The following is an 18436-nucleotide window of genomic DNA, read 5'->3' as shown; positions in this document are numbered from 1 at the left end:
TACGTAGTTGCAGATATTTATCATTAAATTGATTCGCATAACGAAGTAACTGAAGAGGAAATCGTGATGGAGATGCGTCGTTCCAATACCATAATCGCTGTCGCGACTATCGTCGCCTGCGCGGCAGTGACCGCCAATGCAGACGAGGTAGTCAAGATTGGCCACGTTGCGCCGTTGACAGGAGGCATCGCTCATCTGGGCAAGGACACCGAGAATGGAGCGCGCCTCGCCATTGAGGAAATCAATGCCTCGCATCTGGTTGTGGGCGGGAAGAATGTGGTTCTACAACTGGAGGCCGAAGACGACGCGGGTGATCCCAGAACCGCCACGCAGGTTGCGCAGAAGCTTGTTGACGACAAGGTTGTTGCGGTCATCGGTCACCTGACTTCGGGCACTACAATTCCCGCTTCCAAGATTTATAGCGACGCGGGGATTGTGCAGATTTCACCCTCTGCAACCAATCCGACGTATACCCAGCAGGGTTTCAAAACCGCTTACCGAATGGTGGCAACGGATGCACAGCAGGGACCAGCGCTCGCGACCTATGCATTGAAAAACCTTCACATCAAGACGATAGCTATTGTCGATGACGCAACCGCGTATGGACAAGGTCTTGCCGATCAGTTCGCTGATGCTGCTCGATCGCAAGGTATCAAGCTGATCTCGCGAGATGCCAGTACGGACAAGACGATCGATTTCAGGGCAATCCTGACGAAGATCAAGGGCGAGAAACCGGACGCAATCATGTATGGCGGTCAGGATGCGACGGGTGGCCCGTTCGTCAGACAGGCGCAACAGCTGGGCATCACGGTTCCCGTGCTGGCTGGTGACGGTGTCTGTACGGGCAAGCTTGTCGATTTGGCCGGCAAGGGTATCAGCCAGGTGATCTGCTCGGAAGCCGGGATGGCACTCGAAAAGATGCCGCGCGGCACCGCGTTCGAGAAGAAATATACCGAACGCTTCCATGTACCTATTCAGACATATTCGCCGTTCGCCTACGACGCCGTCTATATCATCGTCGACGCGATGAAGCGCGCCAACTCTACCGACCCTCAGAAACTCTCCGCCGAAATGCAGGGTACGAACTACGTGGGTGTACTTGGCCGTACGCAGTTCGATCAACACGGCGATATCAAGAATCCAGTGATCTCCCTCTATCACTACGTCGACGGGAATCGCACGCTTCTGGATTCGGTTCGGATGTGAACGACCTCTTGAAAAGGGCGTAAGAGGGGGCGTTACGCGCCCCCCCGTTCGGGGGGGGCGCGATCCGACCGGCGCAAAAGATGAGATACCAGCAGGGTGTGCGGCACATCGCGTTCACTGCATGATCTCACGGCAAACGACAAGAGATATCTCTCAGTTCAGGTCACCGATTCATCCACGCCCCGCTACAGCTGTCGCCCCAGGCATCAGACGCCGTTTCGGCGCAGATCCGGCGACTTAGCGCTAGGGACACCTGAAAACTCATGCAGTGCTCGTCATTGGGTCGCCTGGCGATGACGAGCGTCATTCCTGCGTGTGCGTTATTCGTTAAAACTCTGCGCAAAATGGATATTTTTGTTCAACAAATCCTCAACGGACTTGTGCTTGGCAGCGTCTACGCCATCATCGCACTAGGCTATACGATGGTGTACGGCATTCTCGGCATCATCAACTTCGCGCATGGCGATGTACTGATGGTGGGCGCGATGGTCGCACTGTCGGCGATCAGTGTGCTGGAGAACCATTTCCCAGGTCTCGGCAATGTGCCGACGCTGTGTATCGCCCTGGCAATTGCGGCAGTCGTATGTGCGGGAGTCGGTTACACGATAGAGCGAGTGGCTTATCGGCCATTGCGCAAGGCGCCGCGCCTTGCCCCCTTGATCACCGCGATCGGGGTGTCGATCTTGCTGCAGACCCTAGCGATGATGATCTGGTCGCGTAACCCGTTGCCGTTTCCGCAGCTTCTCCCGACCGATCCGCTCAACGTGATCAAGGCGACCGACACGACAACGGGCGCCGTGATATCGATGACGGAAATCGTCATCATCGCTGTCGCGTTTGTCGTGATGTCCGGCCTTCTGCTTCTTGTGCACAAGACCAAGCTCGGCCGCGCGATGCGCGCGATCGCCGAAAACCCGGGTGTCGCCTCGCTAATGGGAGTGAATCCGAACTTCGTGATCTCGGCAACCTTCATGATCGGTTCGGCTCTGGCTGCCTTGGCGGGCGTGATGATCGCGTCGGAGTACGGCAATGCTCACTTCTACATGGGCTTCATCCCTGGCATGAAGGCGTTCACCGCAGCAGTGCTGGGCGGTATCGGCAACCTCGGTGGCGCAATGGTGGGGGGCGTGATTCTCGGCTTGATAGAACAGCTGGGTGCTGGATACATCGGGAACCTGACCGGCGGAATATTCGGCAGTAACTATCAGGATGTGTTTGCATTCATCGTGCTGATCATCGTGCTGGTGTTCCGTCCGTCGGGTCTCCTCGGCGAACGCGTGGCTGATCGTGCATGAGCCAGGGACCCCACGTCGTGAGTGAGGCGTATTCGACTCGCCAGCAGTTCGCGCGCGCCTTAAAGAATCGACTGACGTGCGCGGCCCGCGGAAAACGTTGATTTGCGAGCCTGCAACGGGACCTCAGCATCAAACGACTGTACGGAGACGTTAGTGACGCGTGCAGAGAGGTCGCTAAGGATGATGGTCGAGTACTGGCTCGCGCCGCTGCCGGGTCGACCCGTCCGGGTTGTGGAATTCAGAAACCGACCATTTCGGGGCGAATGTTATGTCTGCGTTGAGGCACTGACGTCCGTAGGGCTTGTCGCAATGTTCTTCTTCCGTCACCGAGACGGTACGTGGCGCATATTTCCGCCCAATCAAGACAGGCCGGCTATGAGCATTCGCCGGTTCAACGACTTTATAAATGGACCATTTGACAAATGACTTACATTCAGCCATCGACGCCTCGCCTTGATGCGCGCCATCTTGCGAAATCTGCTTTGACAGTAGTGGTGACAGCTGCGCTCGTGATCGCCGCGCCGATGATCGTCGGCTCAGCAGGCGGCAACTACTGGGTCAGGGTGCTCGATTTCGCGATGCTGTATGTGATGTTAGGGCTCGGGCTGAACGTCGTGGTCGGCTTTGCAGGCTTGCTTGATCTCGGCTACATTGCCTTCTACGCGGTCGGCGCCTATACGGCGGCGCTGCTGTCGTCGCCGCAGCTGTCGACGCAGTTCGAATGGATTGCGCATATCGCGCCGAATGGTCTGCACGTACCGTTCCTCATCATCGTCCCGATCGCCATGGCGCTCGCTGCGTGCTTCGGCGTGCTGCTCGGCGCGCCGACGCTGCGTCTGCGCGGCGACTACCTCGCGATCGTGACTCTCGGCTTCGGCGAAATCGTTCGTATCTTCATGAACAACCTCGACCGGCCGGTCAACATCACAAACGGCCCAAAGGGTATCACGGCCATCGATCCGATCCACATCGGCGACTTTAGCCTTGCGCAGACGCACTCGATATTTGGATTCCAGTTCCCTTCGGTGTACTCGTACTACTACGTTTTCGTACTGTGCGCGCTGTTCGTGATCTGGGTCTGCACGCGCCTGCAGCACTCACGTATCGGTCGTGCGTGGGCCGCGATCCGGGAGGACGAAATTGCAGCCAAGGCGATGGGCATCAACACCCGTAACGTCAAGCTGCTCGCCTTCGCGATGGGCGCTTCGTTCGGTGGTCTTTCGGGTGCGATGTTCGGCGCGTTTCAGGGTTTCGTTTCGCCGGAATCGTTCACGTTGTCGGAGTCGATTGTCGTGCTGGCGTGCGTTGTTCTGGGCGGGATGGGTCATATTCCGGGCGTGATCCTCGGTGCCGTGCTGCTTGCTGTACTCCCCGAGTTCCTGCGTACGACGACGGGCCCGCTGCAGAACCTCGTCTTCGGTCATCAGATCGTCGACACGGAAGTGGTCCGTCAACTCGTGTATGCACTCGCGATGGTTCTGATCATGCTGTATCGCCAGGAAGGGCTGTGGCCCGCGCCGAAGCACGAAGACAAAATTGCGAAGATTGGCAAACGCACGGGCAAGACGCCGGTGCGCGCATAACGGATTGGAGCGAGACGAGATGAGCAACAAACCCATTCGCCTGTCCGTGAAAGCCGTGAACAAGCGCTTCGGCGGCCTGCAGGCGCTGTCCGACGTCGGCCTGCAGATCGAGGAAGGCACGATCTACGGCCTGATCGGCCCGAACGGCGCCGGCAAGACGACGTTCTTCAACGTGATTACCGGTCTCTACACGCCTGATTCGGGCGAATTCAAGCTCGATGGCACGGCCTATACGCCGACCGCCGTTTATCAGGTGGCGAAGGCCGGCATCGCGCGTACCTTCCAGAACATTCGTCTGTTCGGCGGCATGACGGCGCTCGAAAACGTAATGGTCGGCCGCCACGTGCGCACGAAGCACGGCCTGATCGGTGCGGTGCTGCAAACTCCGGCGGAGCGCAAGGAAGAGCGCGAGATCAAGGAACGCGCGATCGAGCTGCTCGAATACGTGGGCATCGCGCAATACGCGGACTACACCTCGCGCAATCTCTCGTACGGCCACCAGCGCCGTCTGGAAATCGCGCGCGCGCTCGCGACCGACCCGAAGCTGCTCGCGCTCGACGAGCCGGCGGCCGGCATGAACGCGACCGAGAAGGTCGAACTCACGCGCCTGCTCGACAAGATCCGCGCCGATGGCAAGACCATCCTGCTGATCGAGCACGACGTGAAACTGGTGATGGGCCTGTGCAACCGGATGACAGTGCTCGACTATGGCAAGGTGATCTCCGAAGGGCTGCCGCATGACGTGCAGAAGGACCCGAAGGTGATCGAGGCATATCTGGGTGCGGGGGTTCACTAATGTCGACATCGGTTCTGAAAATCAAGGGTCTGCAGGTCAACTACGGCGGGATCCAGGCGGTCAAGGGCGTGGACATGGACGTTCGCGCGGGCGAACTCGTCACGCTGATCGGCGCGAACGGCGCGGGCAAGACCACGACGATGAAGGCGATCACGGGTCTGAAGCCGTACTCGGCTGGCGACATCGAGTACATGGGCCAGTCGATCAAGGGCGTGCCCGCGCATGAGCTGCTCAAGCGGGGCCTCGCGATGGTGCCGGAAGGCCGGGGCATCTTTGCGCGCATGTCGATTCTCGAAAACATGCAGATGGGCGCGTACCTGCGCAGCGACAACGACGGCATCCAGAAGGACGTCGAGCGCATGTTCGGCTTCTTCCCGCGCCTGAAGGAACGCGCGACGCAGCTCGCAGGCACGCTCTCGGGCGGCGAGCAGCAGATGCTGGCCATGGCGCGCGCGATCATCAGCAAGCCGAAGCTTCTGCTGCTCGACGAGCCTTCGATGGGTCTCTCGCCGATCATGGTCGAGAAGATCTTCGAAGTGGTGCGCACGATCTCGTCGGAAGGGATCACGGTGCTGCTCGTGGAGCAGAACGCACGTCTCGCACTGCAGGCAGCCAATCGCGGCTACGTGATGGACTCGGGTCTCGTGACGATGGAAGGCGAAGCCAGGCAGATGCTCGACGATCCGAAGGTGCGGGCTGCGTATCTGGGTGAATAGCGTCCATCGGCGTCACACGTCCATGCTGCGATGAACAGAGCTAAAGTCGGAAGTGGTGTACGGGGGAGTTGAGGCGGGAAATTGAAGGCGGTGGAGGTTTCAGCTGAGAATCTGATTGTCGAAGTCGGAAACCAGCGAACAACAAAACCATCCACCATGAGCAAGTTTACGGAAAAAGCGGTCGTCGGTCTATCGGGAGCCGGCCTCGGGCTGGACGAATTGGTCCGTCAAGCGGCGCGGCAAGTGATTCAGCAAGCGATCGAAGCGGAGCTGGCAGAGCTGCTTGAACGGTTCACGAACGTGAAGACGCTGCACGGGCAACGCGCCGTGGTACGCAACGGCTACTTGCCTGAACGCGAGGTGTTGACGGCGGCCGGGCCGATCCCGGTGAGGGTTCCGAAGGTGCGCGATCGATCAGGATCGGGGGTGAAGTTCAATTCATCGATTGTCCCGCCGTACGTGAGGAAGTCGCCCCGTGTAAGCGCGGCGCTGCCGTGGCTGTATCTGAAGGGCGTCTCGACGGGCGATATCGGCGAAGCGTTGCGTGTCCTGCTGGGCGAAGACGCCAAGGGCTTGTCGGCGAATGTCGTGAGCCGGTTGAAGGCGCAGTGGGCCGAAGAGCATGCGGCGTGGAGCCGGCGTGACCTGTCGAAGTCGTGCTACGTCTATTGGTGGGTTGACGGCATTCACACCGGCCTGCGCAGCGAGAACTCAGACGGCCAATGCCTGCTGGTGATCATCGGCGTGAAGCCGGACGGGAGCAAAGAGCGCGTGGCGATCGGCGACGGGTATCGGGAGACGAAGGCCTCGTGGCTGGAGCTGCTGCTCGACCTGAAGGTGCGGGGCCTGCAGGCTGGTCCGCTGATGGCAGTCGGCGACGGCGCGATGGGCTTCTGGGCGGCGCTGGAGGAAGTGTTTCCGGCCACGCGCGGCCAGCGCTGCTGGTTCCACAAGATGGGCAATGTGCTCAATGCATTACCCAAGTCGCAACAGGCACGCGCGAAGGCCGACATGCAGGCGATCTGGATGGCCGCCACGCGCGCCGACGCATACGCCGCTTTCGATCGTTTCGTGTCGATCCATGCAGCGAAATATCCGAAGGCAACCGAGACGCTGAAAAAGGATCGCGAGAGCCTGTTGGCGTTTTACGACTTCCCCGCCGAGCACTGGCAGCATTTGCGCACGACCAACGCGATCGAGTCGACGTTCGCGACGGTACGTCATCGCACGACGCGTACGCGTAATTGCGTGTCGCGGCCGACCTTCCTTGGTCTGGCATTCAAGCTGATCGAGGAGGCGGAGAAGACCTGGCGCCGTATCAACGGTCCGGAAAAGATCAAGCTGTTGCTCGAAGGCATCCCCTTCAAGGACGGCGAACCGGTGCAAGACGATCGACCGGTTCAGCAGAAACTCGCCGCTTGAAATCGACCGTCGCGATGCAGCCCGTACACCACTCTTGACGTTAGCTCCGATGAACATTGCGTACGTCGTCCGATGAGAATTTGTGAGTTTCTACTGTCATAGAAAAATTGTCTATCAAGATACGAGTAGAGATTGGCCGACATTACATACGGTCTAGCTAAAAAATAGTAGTGCAGAGAAGATGTCAAGCACACGCGGTTAGTTGTGGCAGGTCCGTTTGAAAGAGTGAAGCATCCAAAATAATCAGCACAGGTATGGAGATCCAATTGAAAAAGAAATTGATTGCCGTGGCATCGGTTTTTGCATTCGCCGGAGTCGCGCATGCTCAGAGCACCGTTACTTTGTATGGCGTGATCGACGAGGGCTTCAACTACACGAACAACGTTGGCGGTAGTCACGTATACGAACTCCAGAGTGGCTACGTGCAAGGTAGTCGCTGGGGTCTGAAAGGCGCTGAGGATCTCGGTGGCGGACTCTCGGCAATTTTCACACTCGAAAACGGTTTCAACGTAAACAACGGCAAGCTCGGCCAGGGCGGTCTTATGTTTGGCCGGCAGGCGTTCGTCGGCCTTTCCAGTGATCGATACGGTGCGTTGACGTTTGGCCGCCAGTACGACTCCGTCGTAGACTACCTGGCACAAACGACTGCCAACGGTAACTGGGCCGGCTACCTTTTCGCCCATCCGTATGACAATGACAATACCGATAATTCGTTCCGGGTCAACAACACCATCAAATATACGAGCACGAACCTGGCCGGGTTCCAGTTCGGCGGCACCTACAGCTTCAGCAACAGTACCGAGTTCGCAAATAACCGTCAGTATAGTTTTGGCGGTCAGTACGTAAATGGCGGGGTACTGTTGGCGGCTGCATACCTCCAGGCCGACAACCCTTCGGCGACGTCCGGCGGCGCAATCAACAACGGCGGCGACGAGAATTTCCTCGCGACGCGCCTGCGCATTTTTGGTGCCGGTATCAACTATACGTTCGGTTCGGCAACGGCTGGTTTCGCATACACGAACACGAACATCACCCAGCCTTTGTCGACGACATACATTTCCGGTTCGATCCTGCCGACAAATGGCACGCTCAATGCGTTGAAGTTTCAGAATTTCGAGGCAAACTTCAAGTACCAGTTTACGCCAGCCTTTTTCGCGGGTATCCAGTACGTTTTCACGCTGGAAAAAGCCGAGGCATCGACCGGCAATTCCACCCCGAAAATCCATTCTGTTGGCTTGATGGCAGATTACAACCTGTCTAAGCGCACTGACGTATATCTGCAAGGCGCTTATCAGCACGTGGGAGGCGACAAAACGGGTACCGCACTGGATCTCGCTTATGTCCCAGGCGCAGCTGATGCCTCATCGACGGCGAACCAGTTCGTGATTCGCGCGGCGATCCGCCACAAGTTCTGAGTCCGCCCCGGCAATGGTAAAGGCCGTGCGGTGCCAGCGCGTCGCACGGCGAACTGACTTGCCAGAAGCGGTGGACAACAAGACGTTTTGAGATCACGCATACGGTGGTGCTAGTGACCGTTAGCGGGCCGTGGGTGGTGTGAACCTTAGCGCCGCGGTGCCGGTCCGTATACCGGCTTCCGCAACCACTGTGAATCGCACTGGAACCACGACTGGTACGGTGGGCGGAACGCGAAAGAAAGTTAGCTAGAGTGCCGATCTCCAGGATTGTGGTATTCGGCTCCGGCGCTGCGAAATCGAAGATGCTAGATGTGCCGGATGGAACGCGTGGAATGCAGCGTCCGAACAGTTCTAATGTAAATCAGGTGTTTGAAATGCAAGGTGTTTCATTCGTGCACGCTGGGGAAAGGCGTATTCCGCCCAGCACTGCGCGCGCTCAGGTACCGCTTGCCGCGTTCATTCAGATTTCTTTGCGCAACCATCTCTGCGTGGTCGCGCTGCGAAGTCCGCATGGCAAGGCTTTTCATCTTGGCACGCTTGTCCGAACCATGTTCGAAAGCTTTTACCTCTACGAAGCGGGGTTTGGCATTCGGGACGTGGCAGTCTTCGCAGCGGTCGACCGCCACCTATGCGCGCTTAGTCTGCAGGTTGCCGGAGGTGCTAGCTACTTTCTCGACGACGACGCGTTCAGCGCGGCGACAGAACTGCTCTCACTTTACGATCAGCAGATAAAAGATGCACCATTAGGCGCTATTGTTGACGCGCACACGAAATCGAAATTGAACTTCGAAGCAGACGAAGCGAAGAGGATGTCGATCCCCCAACTTGTGCGGAGACTACAGGCGCGCCGTGCGATGGGTATACGTAAGCGGGTGAACGTCTAGACAGCCGACTCCGGTGCGCGAACAGAGTCACGTACTTGTACGAATCCGGCGCGGATCCACTCATCCGTAGTGCCACGCCGAAAGCCGTCGTCGGGACTGCAGATCCACTCGGAAAGCAAACGAAGTGTCCCAGGCGGTTATCGGTGGCTGTGTGTCGCAGCAAGTCGTTTGTAGATGATTTGGAAAACGAAGTATGTGCCGTTGCCGGTTGTGGTTCAATCGTGTAGTCTTGCTTAGTTCGCAATAGATATCGCGGGAGAGATCGTGATCCGGCAATGGAGAACGACGCCGACGGAGCAACCGCCCCGGAAACTCTCAGGCAAAAGGACCGTGACGTTGGAACATCTGGAGAGAGGCGCACTTGCGCGCACACCGAAGGAGACCTTTCTGCGTAGTCAGTCAGGGGATAAGCTCTCAGGTACACGGACAGATGGGGCACTAGCGCCGATTGCGGCAAGCTCTTAATCTCATCTGGATCGTCACATGAATCGAATCGCCATTATTGGCGCCGGCGTAACCGGCGTAACCACAGCCTATGCTCTCGCCCAGCGGGGGTTTGACGTAACCGTCTTCGAACGCCATCGCTATGCCGCAATGGAAACATCCTTTGCGAACGGAGGGCAGCTATCTGTCAGCAACGCAGAAGTCTGGAACAGCGCTGCAACCGTAATCAAGGGTTTGCGATGGATGCTGACGCGCGATGCGCCGCTGTTGCTAAATCCCGCGCCAAACTGGCACAAGTACTCGTGGATCTTCGAGTTTCTTCGCCAGATACCGAACTACAAGGCGAATACGGTCGAGACTGTCCGCCTGGCGCTTCAGGCGCGGGAGAACCTCCTTGCGATTGCGGAAAAAGAGAATATCCAGTTTGACCTCGAGCGCCGTGGCATCCTGCACATTTATAAAGACAAGGCAAGCTTCGACACCGCGGAAAAAGTGAACGAGTTGCTAAGAAAGGGGGGGCTTGACCGTGACCCAGTGACAAACAACGAGATCCATGCGATTGAGCCGACAATGGCGGGCGACTTCTACGGCGGCTTTTTCACTCCCTCCGACTCGACAGGCGACATTCATAAATTCACGCGTGGTCTTGCCGATGCGTGCGCCAGAATGGGGGTGGACTTTTGTTTTGATGCCTCGATTTCTTCCATTACGCGGGATTCTTCGGGCCTGTTCACACTGATCGTGGACCACACGAACCCTGACAATTCCGATGTCGCTGATACTCGGAGGCACGAGTTTGACAGCGTTGTAGTCTGCGCTGGCGTCAACAGCCGGCAATTTGCCGCGAAGCTGGGTGATCACGTCAACGTCTATCCGGTGAAGGGTTACTCGATCACGGTGTGCCTCGAAGACGAAGGGAGCCGAAGTGGCGCCCCTTGGGTCAGCCTCCTTGACGACAGTGCGAAAATTGTAACGAGCCGACTTGGCGTTGACCGTTTCCGCGTTGCAGGAACTGCTGAAATCAACGGGTTCAACAGGGATATCCGCGCGGACCGTATCGCTCCTCTAACCTCGTGGACACGTCAGTATTTTCCGCAGGTTGCTACGTCCCGGGTAATTCCATGGGCGGGTCTTCGCCCGATGTTGCCATCAATGCTTCCAAAGGTGGGGACGGGCAGGCTTCCAGGCGTTTTCTACAACACTGGACACGGGCACCTGGGCTGGACGTTATCCGCTGCCACAGCTGAAGCGGTAGCAGAGGTCATTTCCCGCGCGCGTGCAAGCGCCGGATTTGCCCCGGCGTAAGCTTCCTCCACAAGCTGGCCCTTGGCGCGCGATTTTGCGCGTCCCACACCGCGGGCCGATCGAGCTACCACCCAGCAATGCATGATTCGACGCCCCGCAATTCGAGGGGCGTTGCCCTGACTTGCTCGCCGTCGAACATTAATGACTTCGAGTCCTTGTCGTTGAACTCGCATTTTGCCCAGGCGCACCCGCCAGGACATAACGCGGTGACAACCGGCCGTACGGCGGGTTAACACGGATATTCCGTTTCTCTTAAGGCAAGTACCTTTCATACAAGGACAGTTTATTTCATGGAGGCGCTTCGTGGCTGATGTGCCCGGCGGCCCGGTATCCGACCAGCGGTGCGCCGAATATCAACGACGTGCATCGTGCGAGTGCGGCTGGTGCCGATTGTGTAGGCGTTCCTGATTCTGCTTGCGAAATGCTGCAGCAGGGCACACAGGCGGTTCAGGCGAGCGGGTCGAGACCATATGTGGTCGGTGTATGTCGTCACGACACTTGTACAAGTCCGGCGTGCCACGAAGGATTGCATGACTGTCTACATCGATTCCTACGTGACGCGAGTCTGCCGCGGCAGTCGATTTAACAAGCAAAGATTTCGGTAGAAACATGGAGTTGGATTCATGAGGCAAGACAAATCGTTACATCGAGGTCTGGAGGAGAGACACCTAAGGTTGATGGCGCTGGGAACGGCAATTGGGGTAGGTCTGTTTCTCGGATCTGCAAACGCCATCCACACGGCAGGCCCGGCGATTCTGGTCAGCTATCTGATTGCGGGGGCTGCGATTTTTGTCATCATGCGCGCCTTGGGGGAGATGGCAGTAGCCAAACCGGTCGCAGGTTCGTTTAGCCGCTACGCGCAGGACGAAATCGGACCTCTTGCTGGGTATCTGGTCGGGTGGACCTATTGGCTTACTGCACTTGCGGCCGCGATGTGTGAAACAGCAGCAGTCGGGATTTATATGTCGCTCTGGTTCCCGAACGTCGCCCCGTGGATATGGGCGCTGGCCGCGCTTCTCTCGGTGGGAGTCGTCAACTTTCTTGCGGTCAAGGCATTCGGAGAGCTGGAATTCTGGTTCGCGCTTGTCAAGGTTGTGACCATCATTCTGGTCATTGTCACCGGCATAGGAATGATCTTCATCGGCATTGGAAACGGCGGAGTACCAACTGGAATTTCCAATCTTTGGCGTCACAACGGATTCATGCCCAACGGGATCAAGGGTGTCCTGATGGCGTTGCCGATGGTCATGTTTGCGTACCAGGGCATTGAGATGCTTGGCGTAACCGCAGGCGAGGCGAAGAATCCCGAAAAGACACTCTCGCGTGCAGTGAACGCTGTTTTCCTGCGCGTACTGGTGTTTTATGTGGGCGCATTGTTTGTCATCATGGCGATCTTTCCATGGGATCAGCTTGGGACGCACGGGAGCCCGTTCGTAATGACGTTTGACAAGCTTGGTATCCGATCCGCTGCCGGGATTGTCAATTTTGTCGTATTGACGGCCGCTTTGTCATCGTGCAACAGCAATCTATACGGTATGGGGCGCCTGGCATATAACCTGGCGCAGCAAGGTCAGGCACCGAGAATTTGCGGCAAGGTCCTTCAGAATGGCGTACCTGGACCGGCGATCTGGCTATCGGTTATATGCCTGTTCGCAGGGATACTTCTGAACTACCTGGCGCCAAAGCAGGTATTTGTTTGGCTGACGTCTATTTCGACTTTCGGAGCGATCTGGACGTGGGGCACGATTCTGGTCTCGCATGACCGGTTCCGGCGAAGAACAGCTGCTGCCCGAACGGCGGCGCAGAAAAGCAGCGCAATCATATTCCCCTTTGGGTCCTATGCAACTGGATTGTTCTTGACGGCAGTGTTTGGATTCATCGGATATTTTCCCGAGACGCGCATTGCCGCGATTGTTGGGCCTATCTGGATTGCAGTGCTGGTAGCGGCTTACTACGGCTTCGGTCACCACCGCCAGGTCGGGAGGCTATCGGTCGGCGCGGGTGGACAACTTCAGTAGTCGCCTGACAGCAAAGGCGTCCGAAACCTTGCCTCGATCGCGTGGCAGGGTTTCGTGGCGTGCGGGACAGTTGTGCCGATGCAGGTCATGTGTATCCACACGTAACGGAAGGGCGACAAATGTCACCTCCACTTCGGACGGCGCCAGATAGGGAAATGGGTCTTAAATGCATCGGATCGGATGTCGTATCTCGTGAGGCGGCCCCCAACTAAAAGCATCGAGCGATGAATCTTAATTCTGATATTGTAAATTTCTCCCCCGAGATCGAGGCCATTCGTCGCGACATCCATGCGCATCCGGAACTCGGGTACGAAGTGCATCGCACCGCTGAAATTGTCGCAACGAGACTTGAAGAGTGGGGCGTGTCAGTCACACGTGGAGTTGGGAAAACGGGCATTGTTGGGACGTTGACACGGGGCGCCAGCAAGCGCGCGATCGGATTGCGGGCCGACATGGACGCGTTGCCGATGCAGGAACTGAATGACTTCCCGCATCGATCAACCCATCAAGGCGTAATGCATGCATGCGGACACGACGGGCACACGGCAATGCTTCTTGGTGCCGCTCGCTATCTTGCCAGGTCCGCTGATTTTGATGGAACGGTACGGTTCATCTTTCAGCCTGCCGAAGAAGAAGGAGCTGGCGCACGGGCAATGATCGAAGATGGGCTATTCGAACGTTTCCCGGTCGACGCGGTGTTCGGACTTCATAATTGGCCAGGAATTCCGGCTGGGCATTTCGGTGTGAGGCCTGGACCGTTAATGGCATCGGCCAGCCTGTTCCGGATCGAATTGCAGGGGGCGGGCTGCCATGGTGCCATGCCGCATCTCGGTCATGACCCGGTGTTTGCTGCAGCGCAGATCATCACCTCGCTTCAGAGCATCATATCGCGCAACAAGAACCCGATCCATGCGGCGGCGCTCTCGGTCACGCAAGTGCATTCCGGTGACGCGCAGAATGTGGTTCCCAACGAGGCGTGGTTAGGTGGGACTGTCCGGACTTTTTCTGACGAAATGCTCGATCTCATCGAAAATCGGGTGAGAGAGATTGCGTCCGCGACCGCTTCGGCACTTGGGTGCGTCAGTAGCGTGAAGTTTGTCCGCAACTATCCGGCCACAGTCAACGACCACGAATATACGACGCTTGCTATGGGCGTAATGAGGGAGCTTGTCGGCGAGGATGCTGTTGACGGCGCCATTCCGCCGACCATGGCCTCGGAAGACTTCTCATTCATGCTACGCGCGAAGCCCGGTTGCTACGCGTTTATCGGCAACGGGACGGGTGACCATCGTAGCCTTGGTCATGGAGCGGGCCCGTGTCTGCTGCACAACGGCAGCTATGATTTTAATGACGCGTTGTTGCCGATTGGCTCCAGCTACTTTGTTCGATTGGTGGAGCGACTCCTCGCGCGGGGATCCTAGTTAGCGCGGGTCCTGGGAGACCAAGGTTGGAAATGGCGTACCCGGGTGCAACGTGGGCGACCATCGGTTGATGGTCGTGTCTCGTCACCGGCTCAGCCGAACAGGTCCAGGCTGAGTCGGGGGGGGCGACGCGTGCACTTCGCAGCTCCCACCTTGGGAGAAAGGATGGAGCGAGTATCTACGCCGATAATAGGCTGCACGCCTCGCACCAGCGCCTTTGGGCGGCCTGATGCATTGTCTATCTGCAATTTCAACGTACTTGGAGAAATTTATGACCCAACCTATCCACGTCCTCGTTACCGGCTCCGCCGAGGCATTGGCGCGGCGGCGCTGGACGCATTGGCGGCGCGCGGGGCGCGCGTGGTAGGCCACGGGCGCACTGACGGGCCAGACCAGCTGGGCGCCGACCTCTCCGACCCCGGTGCCGCTGACTCGTTGTGGGAGCGGGCACTGGAACGGCTGGACGGCCGGATCGACGTCCTGGTCAACAACGCCGGCGTGCTCGAAGCCGCGCCAATTACGGTCGATACCGGTACCTGGCGGAAGGTCTGGGCGCGAGGCCTGCAGGTCAACCTGCAGGCAAGCGCCGATCTTTGCCGACAGGCCGTTCTGCATTGGCAATGCACAGCAGCGGAGCGGGCGCATCGTCAACGTCGCCAGCCGCGCCGCATATCGCGGCGATCCTCCTGACCAATGGCATTACGCCGCGGCCAAGGCCGGCATGGTGGGCATAACCAAGACCATTGCCCGCGGCTATGCAGCCGAGGAGATTCTCGCCTTTGCCGTTTGCCCTGGGTTTGTAGCCACCGATATGGCCACTGACTGGCTGGCTGAACGCGGCCCTGCAGGGGTCGCCGCAGACATTCCACTCGGCCGTGCCGCAAGTCCGGAAGAGGTGGCGTCGGCCATCGCTTATCTGGCGTTGGACGCCGGTCCGTCGATGACCGGCGCCGTGCTGGACATCAACGGTGCAAGTTACGTGCGCTGATATTTGAGGGCAACGAACGGACGCTTCAGTCGGAGCCGCAGAGCGCACATACTCTAGGCTCCAACTGGGCACTGTCAACTTGGCTGACTTCGTGGGTGACATTGGCAAACGCGCGCCACGCAACGAACCGGGCCGCGAGGCGTTTGCGATAGAGAGAAGCACGCAGCAAATGTCGCTTCAGTGCGAAGTGCTGCCGGATCGGTCCGAAGCTCAACAGGAAGGCCTGCGTACGCTTCGGGCCGCGAAAGCCTCGCATGCGCCTCTCGCGCTCCCGTGTGGGCTGATGGCTATTCTCCGCTCGGTTGTTGACACGGGTCGCAGTCTTGACGAACACATGCTTCACGTTGAGCAGCTCTGGGATGTTCGCTTTCGCCGCCGGATAGCTGCGCAATTGATCGGTGACGATCTTGCTTGGCACCGGGTTCGAGCGCAGCACACGCTTGAAGAAACGGTTGGCTGCAGTTTTGTCGTGCTGCTTTTGCCCGCACGATGTCGAGTTCGGCGCCGTGCTCGTGAACTGCTCGCCACAGCAGGAACGGTTCGCGACGCAGTGTGACGAACATCTCATCGAGGTGCCACGTGCTACCCGGCTTGCGGCGCGCCGCTTTGACCCGGTGGGCAAAGCCCGCGCCGAACTTCTCGCACCAGCGGCGAATCGTCTCGTAGCTGAGCGTCACTCCGCGCTCGAACAGCAACTCTTCGATATTGCGCAGGCTGAGCTGGAACCGGAAGTACTAGCGCACCGCGTGGCTGATGACCGCCGCCGGAAACTGGTGGCCGTGATAAAGCGATTTCGTTCTCGTCGTCATCACATCCTGTTACGCGAACACCCCGGCAACATGACAGCGCCCCTGCGCAAGCTTGGTTGCGATGCGATACGGGGCTGCCCGATCAGCCGCGCGATGCCGGCACACGAAGTGACGCAATGGCTGTCCCGAGCGGAGGCCGCATGTCCGCAATAGCCCGCGTTCCGCGCGACTTCGTCAGCGATGAGTGGTGGACACTCTGGCGTCACGACATTCACCGATCATCCTCGGGATGTGGGTTTCGGGTGTCGCTGGAGGCGCTGCGCACAGGTCATAATTGGCAGCTGAATCGCTTCAATTTAATTAAGATATCAAAATAATGTTGGCGAATTTTAAAAATATAAAGATCGGCATGCGTTTGGGCGCGAGCTTCGGGCTCGTCTTGACGCTCATGGTGATGTTGATTGTGGTCGGACTGAATCGATTGACCAGCATCGGCGATATCAACGACGACATCAACCACAAGCGGTGGGCGAAAGCGGACGCAGCGCAGACCGTCAATGCGATGACGCGCGCCAATGCGCGCCGGACGATGGAGCTATTCATCGCGAGCGACAAGGACAAAGTAGCGTCGATTAATCAAGAGATCGCGGTCAACAGGAAGACCACCGAGGAGGCGCTCGAAACGCTCGACCAGCTGGTTAAAAGTCCGGAAGGGAGAGCCATGCTGGCACAGATCAAGGAATCCCACGCCGCGTACCGGGCTTCATTTAGCAAGGTCGCGCAGTTGTTGGGGCAGGATAAGCGCGACGAGGCAGCCAGCACAATGCGCAGCGAAACGCTTCCTTTGTTGGACGTCCTCCAGGAACACATCACAGCGCTGGTGGATTTCCAGAAAAAACTGGTGGAAGAAGGCGGGGCGCAAGCCAGACAAGACGTCGACTCTGCTCGTAACGTGATGGTCGGATTGGGTATTGCGGCTTTGCTGATCGGGATCGGCCTGGCTTATGCCGTCACGCGCTCGATAACAGAGCCCTTACGTGATGCGGTGCGAATTGCCCAGACAGTTGCCGCCGGCGATCTGACGAGCCGCATCCTGGTGCAATCCAATGACGAGGCCGGACAACTGCTGCAATCCCTCAAGGACATGAACGAACGCCTGAAGCAAATCGTTGGAGAAGTGCGCCTCGGCACCGACACCATCGCTACCGCATCGAGCCAGATTGCAGGCGGCAACCTGGATCTGTCGTTTCGAACCGAAGAGCAGGCCGCATCGCTCGAGGAGACCGCCGCGAGCATGGAAGAGCTGACGAGCACAGTGCGTCAGAACGCGGACAACGCGAAACGGGCAACCGTGCTGGCCAGCACGGCGTCAGAATTCGCGCGGCGCGGCGGCGAAGTGGTCGGACGCGTGGTCGACACGATGCACGGGATCTCCGAAAGTTCGGCCAAGGTCGCCGAGATCATCAGCGTGATCGAAGGAATCGCGTTTCAGACCAACATCCTTGCGCTGAATGCCGCGGTCGAGGCGGCCCGGGCCGGTGAACAGGGACGCGGGTTTGCGGTCGTGGCTGGCGAAGTTCGCACGCTCGCGCAGCGCAGCGCTGCGGCGGCCAATGAGATCAAGGAGCTGATCGGCGAGTCGGTCACGCGGGTCGACAGCGGCTCGAAACTCGTCGAGGAAGCGGGGAGCACGATCGGCGAAGTCGTCCAGTCGGTGAAGCGCGTGACAGACATCATGGGCGAAATCGCATCGGCATCGGAAGCGCAGAGCGCCGGCATCGAGCAGGTCAATACCGCGGTCACCCAGATGGATGAGGTGACCTAGCAGAATGCGGCGCTGGTCGAAGAAGCGTCCGCTGCGGCGCAGGCAATGGACCAGCAGGCGCAGGCACTGCGCCAAGCCGTAGCGGTCTTCAAGGTTGGCGACACGGGATCAGCAGGCGCATCCCCTATCGTGACAGCCGGCCGAGCGCCGGCCGTGGCCGCTGTGACGAAGCTGGCGAAGCCGCTATCAGCCCGTCGCACACCGCGTCTCCCAATGGAGACCGCAGCCGCCGGATCATCTGGCGTCGCAACAGAGCGTGACTGGCAGACGTTCTGATGGCTGCCGGGGAGGCCGACCATGGGCGCACGATAAGACTCAGCGGACCCAAAGCGCGAGTGTCTTTTCTCGAGGATCAGTGCCGCGGTGCCT

General features: G+C 58.5%; 14 protein-coding genes, 1 pseudogene and 1 riboswitch. Of the genes and pseudogenes, 14 read left to right on the top strand and 1 reads right to left on the bottom strand.

The genetic code is table 11. The annotated features are described in order from the left end of the window. Positions 1–60 precede the first annotated feature (60 nt). The 13 genes from E1N52_RS34160 to E1N52_RS45365 all read left to right on the top strand — a co-directional run bounded on the left by E1N52_RS34160 (position 61) and on the right by E1N52_RS45365 (position 15493). Entirely contained in the window at positions 61–1206 is a 1146-nt protein-coding gene (locus E1N52_RS34160) for a branched-chain amino acid ABC transporter substrate-binding protein (RefSeq protein WP_165979505.1), read from the top strand. 344 nt (positions 1207–1550) lie between these two features. Then, positions 1551–2501 (top strand): branched-chain amino acid ABC transporter permease, encoded by a 951-nt coding sequence (locus E1N52_RS34155; protein ID WP_133188232.1) that lies wholly within the window; start codon positions 1551–1553, stop codon positions 2499–2501. 422 nt (positions 2502–2923) lie between these two features. Beyond that, on the top strand, positions 2924–4084 hold the full coding sequence (locus tag E1N52_RS34145; protein WP_133188180.1) for an ABC transporter permease subunit: 1161 nt from the start codon (positions 2924–2926) through the stop codon (positions 4082–4084). Positions 4085–4103: 19 nt separating this feature from the next. Continuing rightward, entirely contained in the window at positions 4104–4880 is a 777-nt protein-coding gene (locus E1N52_RS34140; RefSeq protein WP_133188178.1) for an ABC transporter ATP-binding protein, read from the top strand. Beyond that, the gene (locus E1N52_RS34135; protein WP_133188176.1) at positions 4880–5596 is read left to right on the top strand and encodes an ABC transporter ATP-binding protein; all 717 of its coding nucleotides are present in this window, start codon (positions 4880–4882) and stop codon (positions 5594–5596) included. The genes E1N52_RS34140 and E1N52_RS34135 overlap by 1 nt, the downstream gene beginning before the upstream one ends. A 156-nt stretch (positions 5597–5752) precedes the next feature. Continuing rightward, positions 5753–7018, top strand: a complete 1266-nt coding sequence (locus tag E1N52_RS34130) for an IS256 family transposase (RefSeq protein ID WP_133188230.1) — start codon at positions 5753–5755, stop codon at positions 7016–7018. Positions 7019–7272: 254 nt separating this feature from the next. After that, positions 7273–8433 carry a porin gene (locus E1N52_RS34125; RefSeq protein WP_133188174.1) on the top strand — a complete coding sequence of 387 codons (1161 nt, stop codon included), beginning with the start codon at positions 7273–7275 and terminating at the stop codon, positions 8431–8433. Between the two features lie 332 nt (positions 8434–8765). Beyond that, positions 8766–9317, top strand: a complete 552-nt coding sequence (locus E1N52_RS34120; protein ID WP_246089326.1) for a hypothetical protein — start codon at positions 8766–8768, stop codon at positions 9315–9317. A 243-nt stretch (positions 9318–9560) separates the two neighbouring features. After that, positions 9561–9658, top strand: a riboswitch (glycine riboswitch). A gap of 142 nt (positions 9659–9800) precedes the next feature. Further along, complete coding sequence (locus E1N52_RS34115; protein ID WP_133188172.1) at positions 9801–11066, top strand: D-amino acid dehydrogenase; 1266 nt, start codon at positions 9801–9803, stop codon at positions 11064–11066. A 623-nt stretch (positions 11067–11689) separates the two neighbouring features. Then, positions 11690–13084 carry an amino acid permease gene (locus E1N52_RS34110; RefSeq protein WP_133188170.1) on the top strand — a complete coding sequence of 465 codons (1395 nt, stop codon included), beginning with the start codon at positions 11690–11692 and terminating at the stop codon, positions 13082–13084. Between the two features lie 224 nt (positions 13085–13308). Beyond that, positions 13309–14505: a M20 aminoacylase family protein gene (locus tag E1N52_RS34105; protein WP_133188168.1), complete on the top strand. Its 1197-nt coding sequence runs from the start codon at positions 13309–13311 to the stop codon at positions 14503–14505. Positions 14506–14670: 165 nt separating this feature from the next. Next, on the top strand, positions 14671–15195 hold the full coding sequence (locus E1N52_RS45370; protein WP_205965708.1) for an SDR family NAD(P)-dependent oxidoreductase: 525 nt from the start codon (positions 14671–14673) through the stop codon (positions 15193–15195). Next, entirely contained in the window at positions 15095–15493 is a 399-nt protein-coding gene (locus E1N52_RS45365) for an SDR family oxidoreductase (protein ID WP_281282798.1), read from the top strand. The genes E1N52_RS45370 and E1N52_RS45365 overlap by 101 nt, the downstream gene beginning before the upstream one ends. Positions 15494–15518: 25 nt before the next feature. Here the strand turns inward: E1N52_RS45365 and E1N52_RS34095 are convergent. Beyond that, positions 15519–16302 (bottom strand): annotated as a pseudogene (locus E1N52_RS34095) (IS6 family transposase). 316 nt (positions 16303–16618) lie between these two features. Between E1N52_RS34095 and E1N52_RS34090 the strand changes: the two are divergent. Continuing rightward, positions 16619–18067 (top strand): methyl-accepting chemotaxis protein, encoded by a 1449-nt coding sequence (locus E1N52_RS34090; protein ID WP_342777926.1) that lies wholly within the window; start codon positions 16619–16621, stop codon positions 18065–18067. Positions 18068–18436: the final 369 nt, after the last annotated feature.

It is taken from the genome of Paraburkholderia guartelaensis (assembly GCF_004353905.1).
Classification (GTDB): Bacteria; Pseudomonadota; Gammaproteobacteria; order Burkholderiales; family Burkholderiaceae; genus Paraburkholderia; species Paraburkholderia guartelaensis.
Note: the sequence above shows the minus strand (reverse complement) of the source record. Positions and strands in the feature narration are given on the sequence as shown.

Coding starts and splice junctions, on each gene's coding strand:
- E1N52_RS34155 (WP_133188232.1), top strand. CDS start 1,551: ATGGATATTTTTGTTCAACAAATCCTCAACGGACTTGTGCTTGGCAGC.
- E1N52_RS34145 (WP_133188180.1), top strand. CDS start 2,924: ATGACTTACATTCAGCCATCGACGCCTCGCCTTGATGCGCGCCATCTT.
- E1N52_RS34140 (WP_133188178.1), top strand. CDS start 4,104: ATGAGCAACAAACCCATTCGCCTGTCCGTGAAAGCCGTGAACAAGCGC.
- E1N52_RS34135 (WP_133188176.1), top strand. CDS start 4,880: ATGTCGACATCGGTTCTGAAAATCAAGGGTCTGCAGGTCAACTACGGC.
- E1N52_RS34130 (WP_133188230.1), top strand. CDS start 5,753: ATGAGCAAGTTTACGGAAAAAGCGGTCGTCGGTCTATCGGGAGCCGGC.
- E1N52_RS34125 (WP_133188174.1), top strand. CDS start 7,273: ATGGAGATCCAATTGAAAAAGAAATTGATTGCCGTGGCATCGGTTTTT.
- E1N52_RS34120 (WP_246089326.1), top strand. CDS start 8,766: ATGCAGCGTCCGAACAGTTCTAATGTAAATCAGGTGTTTGAAATGCAA.
- E1N52_RS34115 (WP_133188172.1), top strand. CDS start 9,801: ATGAATCGAATCGCCATTATTGGCGCCGGCGTAACCGGCGTAACCACA.
- E1N52_RS34110 (WP_133188170.1), top strand. CDS start 11,690: ATGAGGCAAGACAAATCGTTACATCGAGGTCTGGAGGAGAGACACCTA.
- E1N52_RS34105 (WP_133188168.1), top strand. CDS start 13,309: ATGAATCTTAATTCTGATATTGTAAATTTCTCCCCCGAGATCGAGGCC.
- E1N52_RS45370 (WP_205965708.1), top strand. CDS start 14,671: ATGGAGCGAGTATCTACGCCGATAATAGGCTGCACGCCTCGCACCAGC.
- E1N52_RS34090 (WP_342777926.1), top strand. CDS start 16,619: ATGTTGGCGAATTTTAAAAATATAAAGATCGGCATGCGTTTGGGCGCG.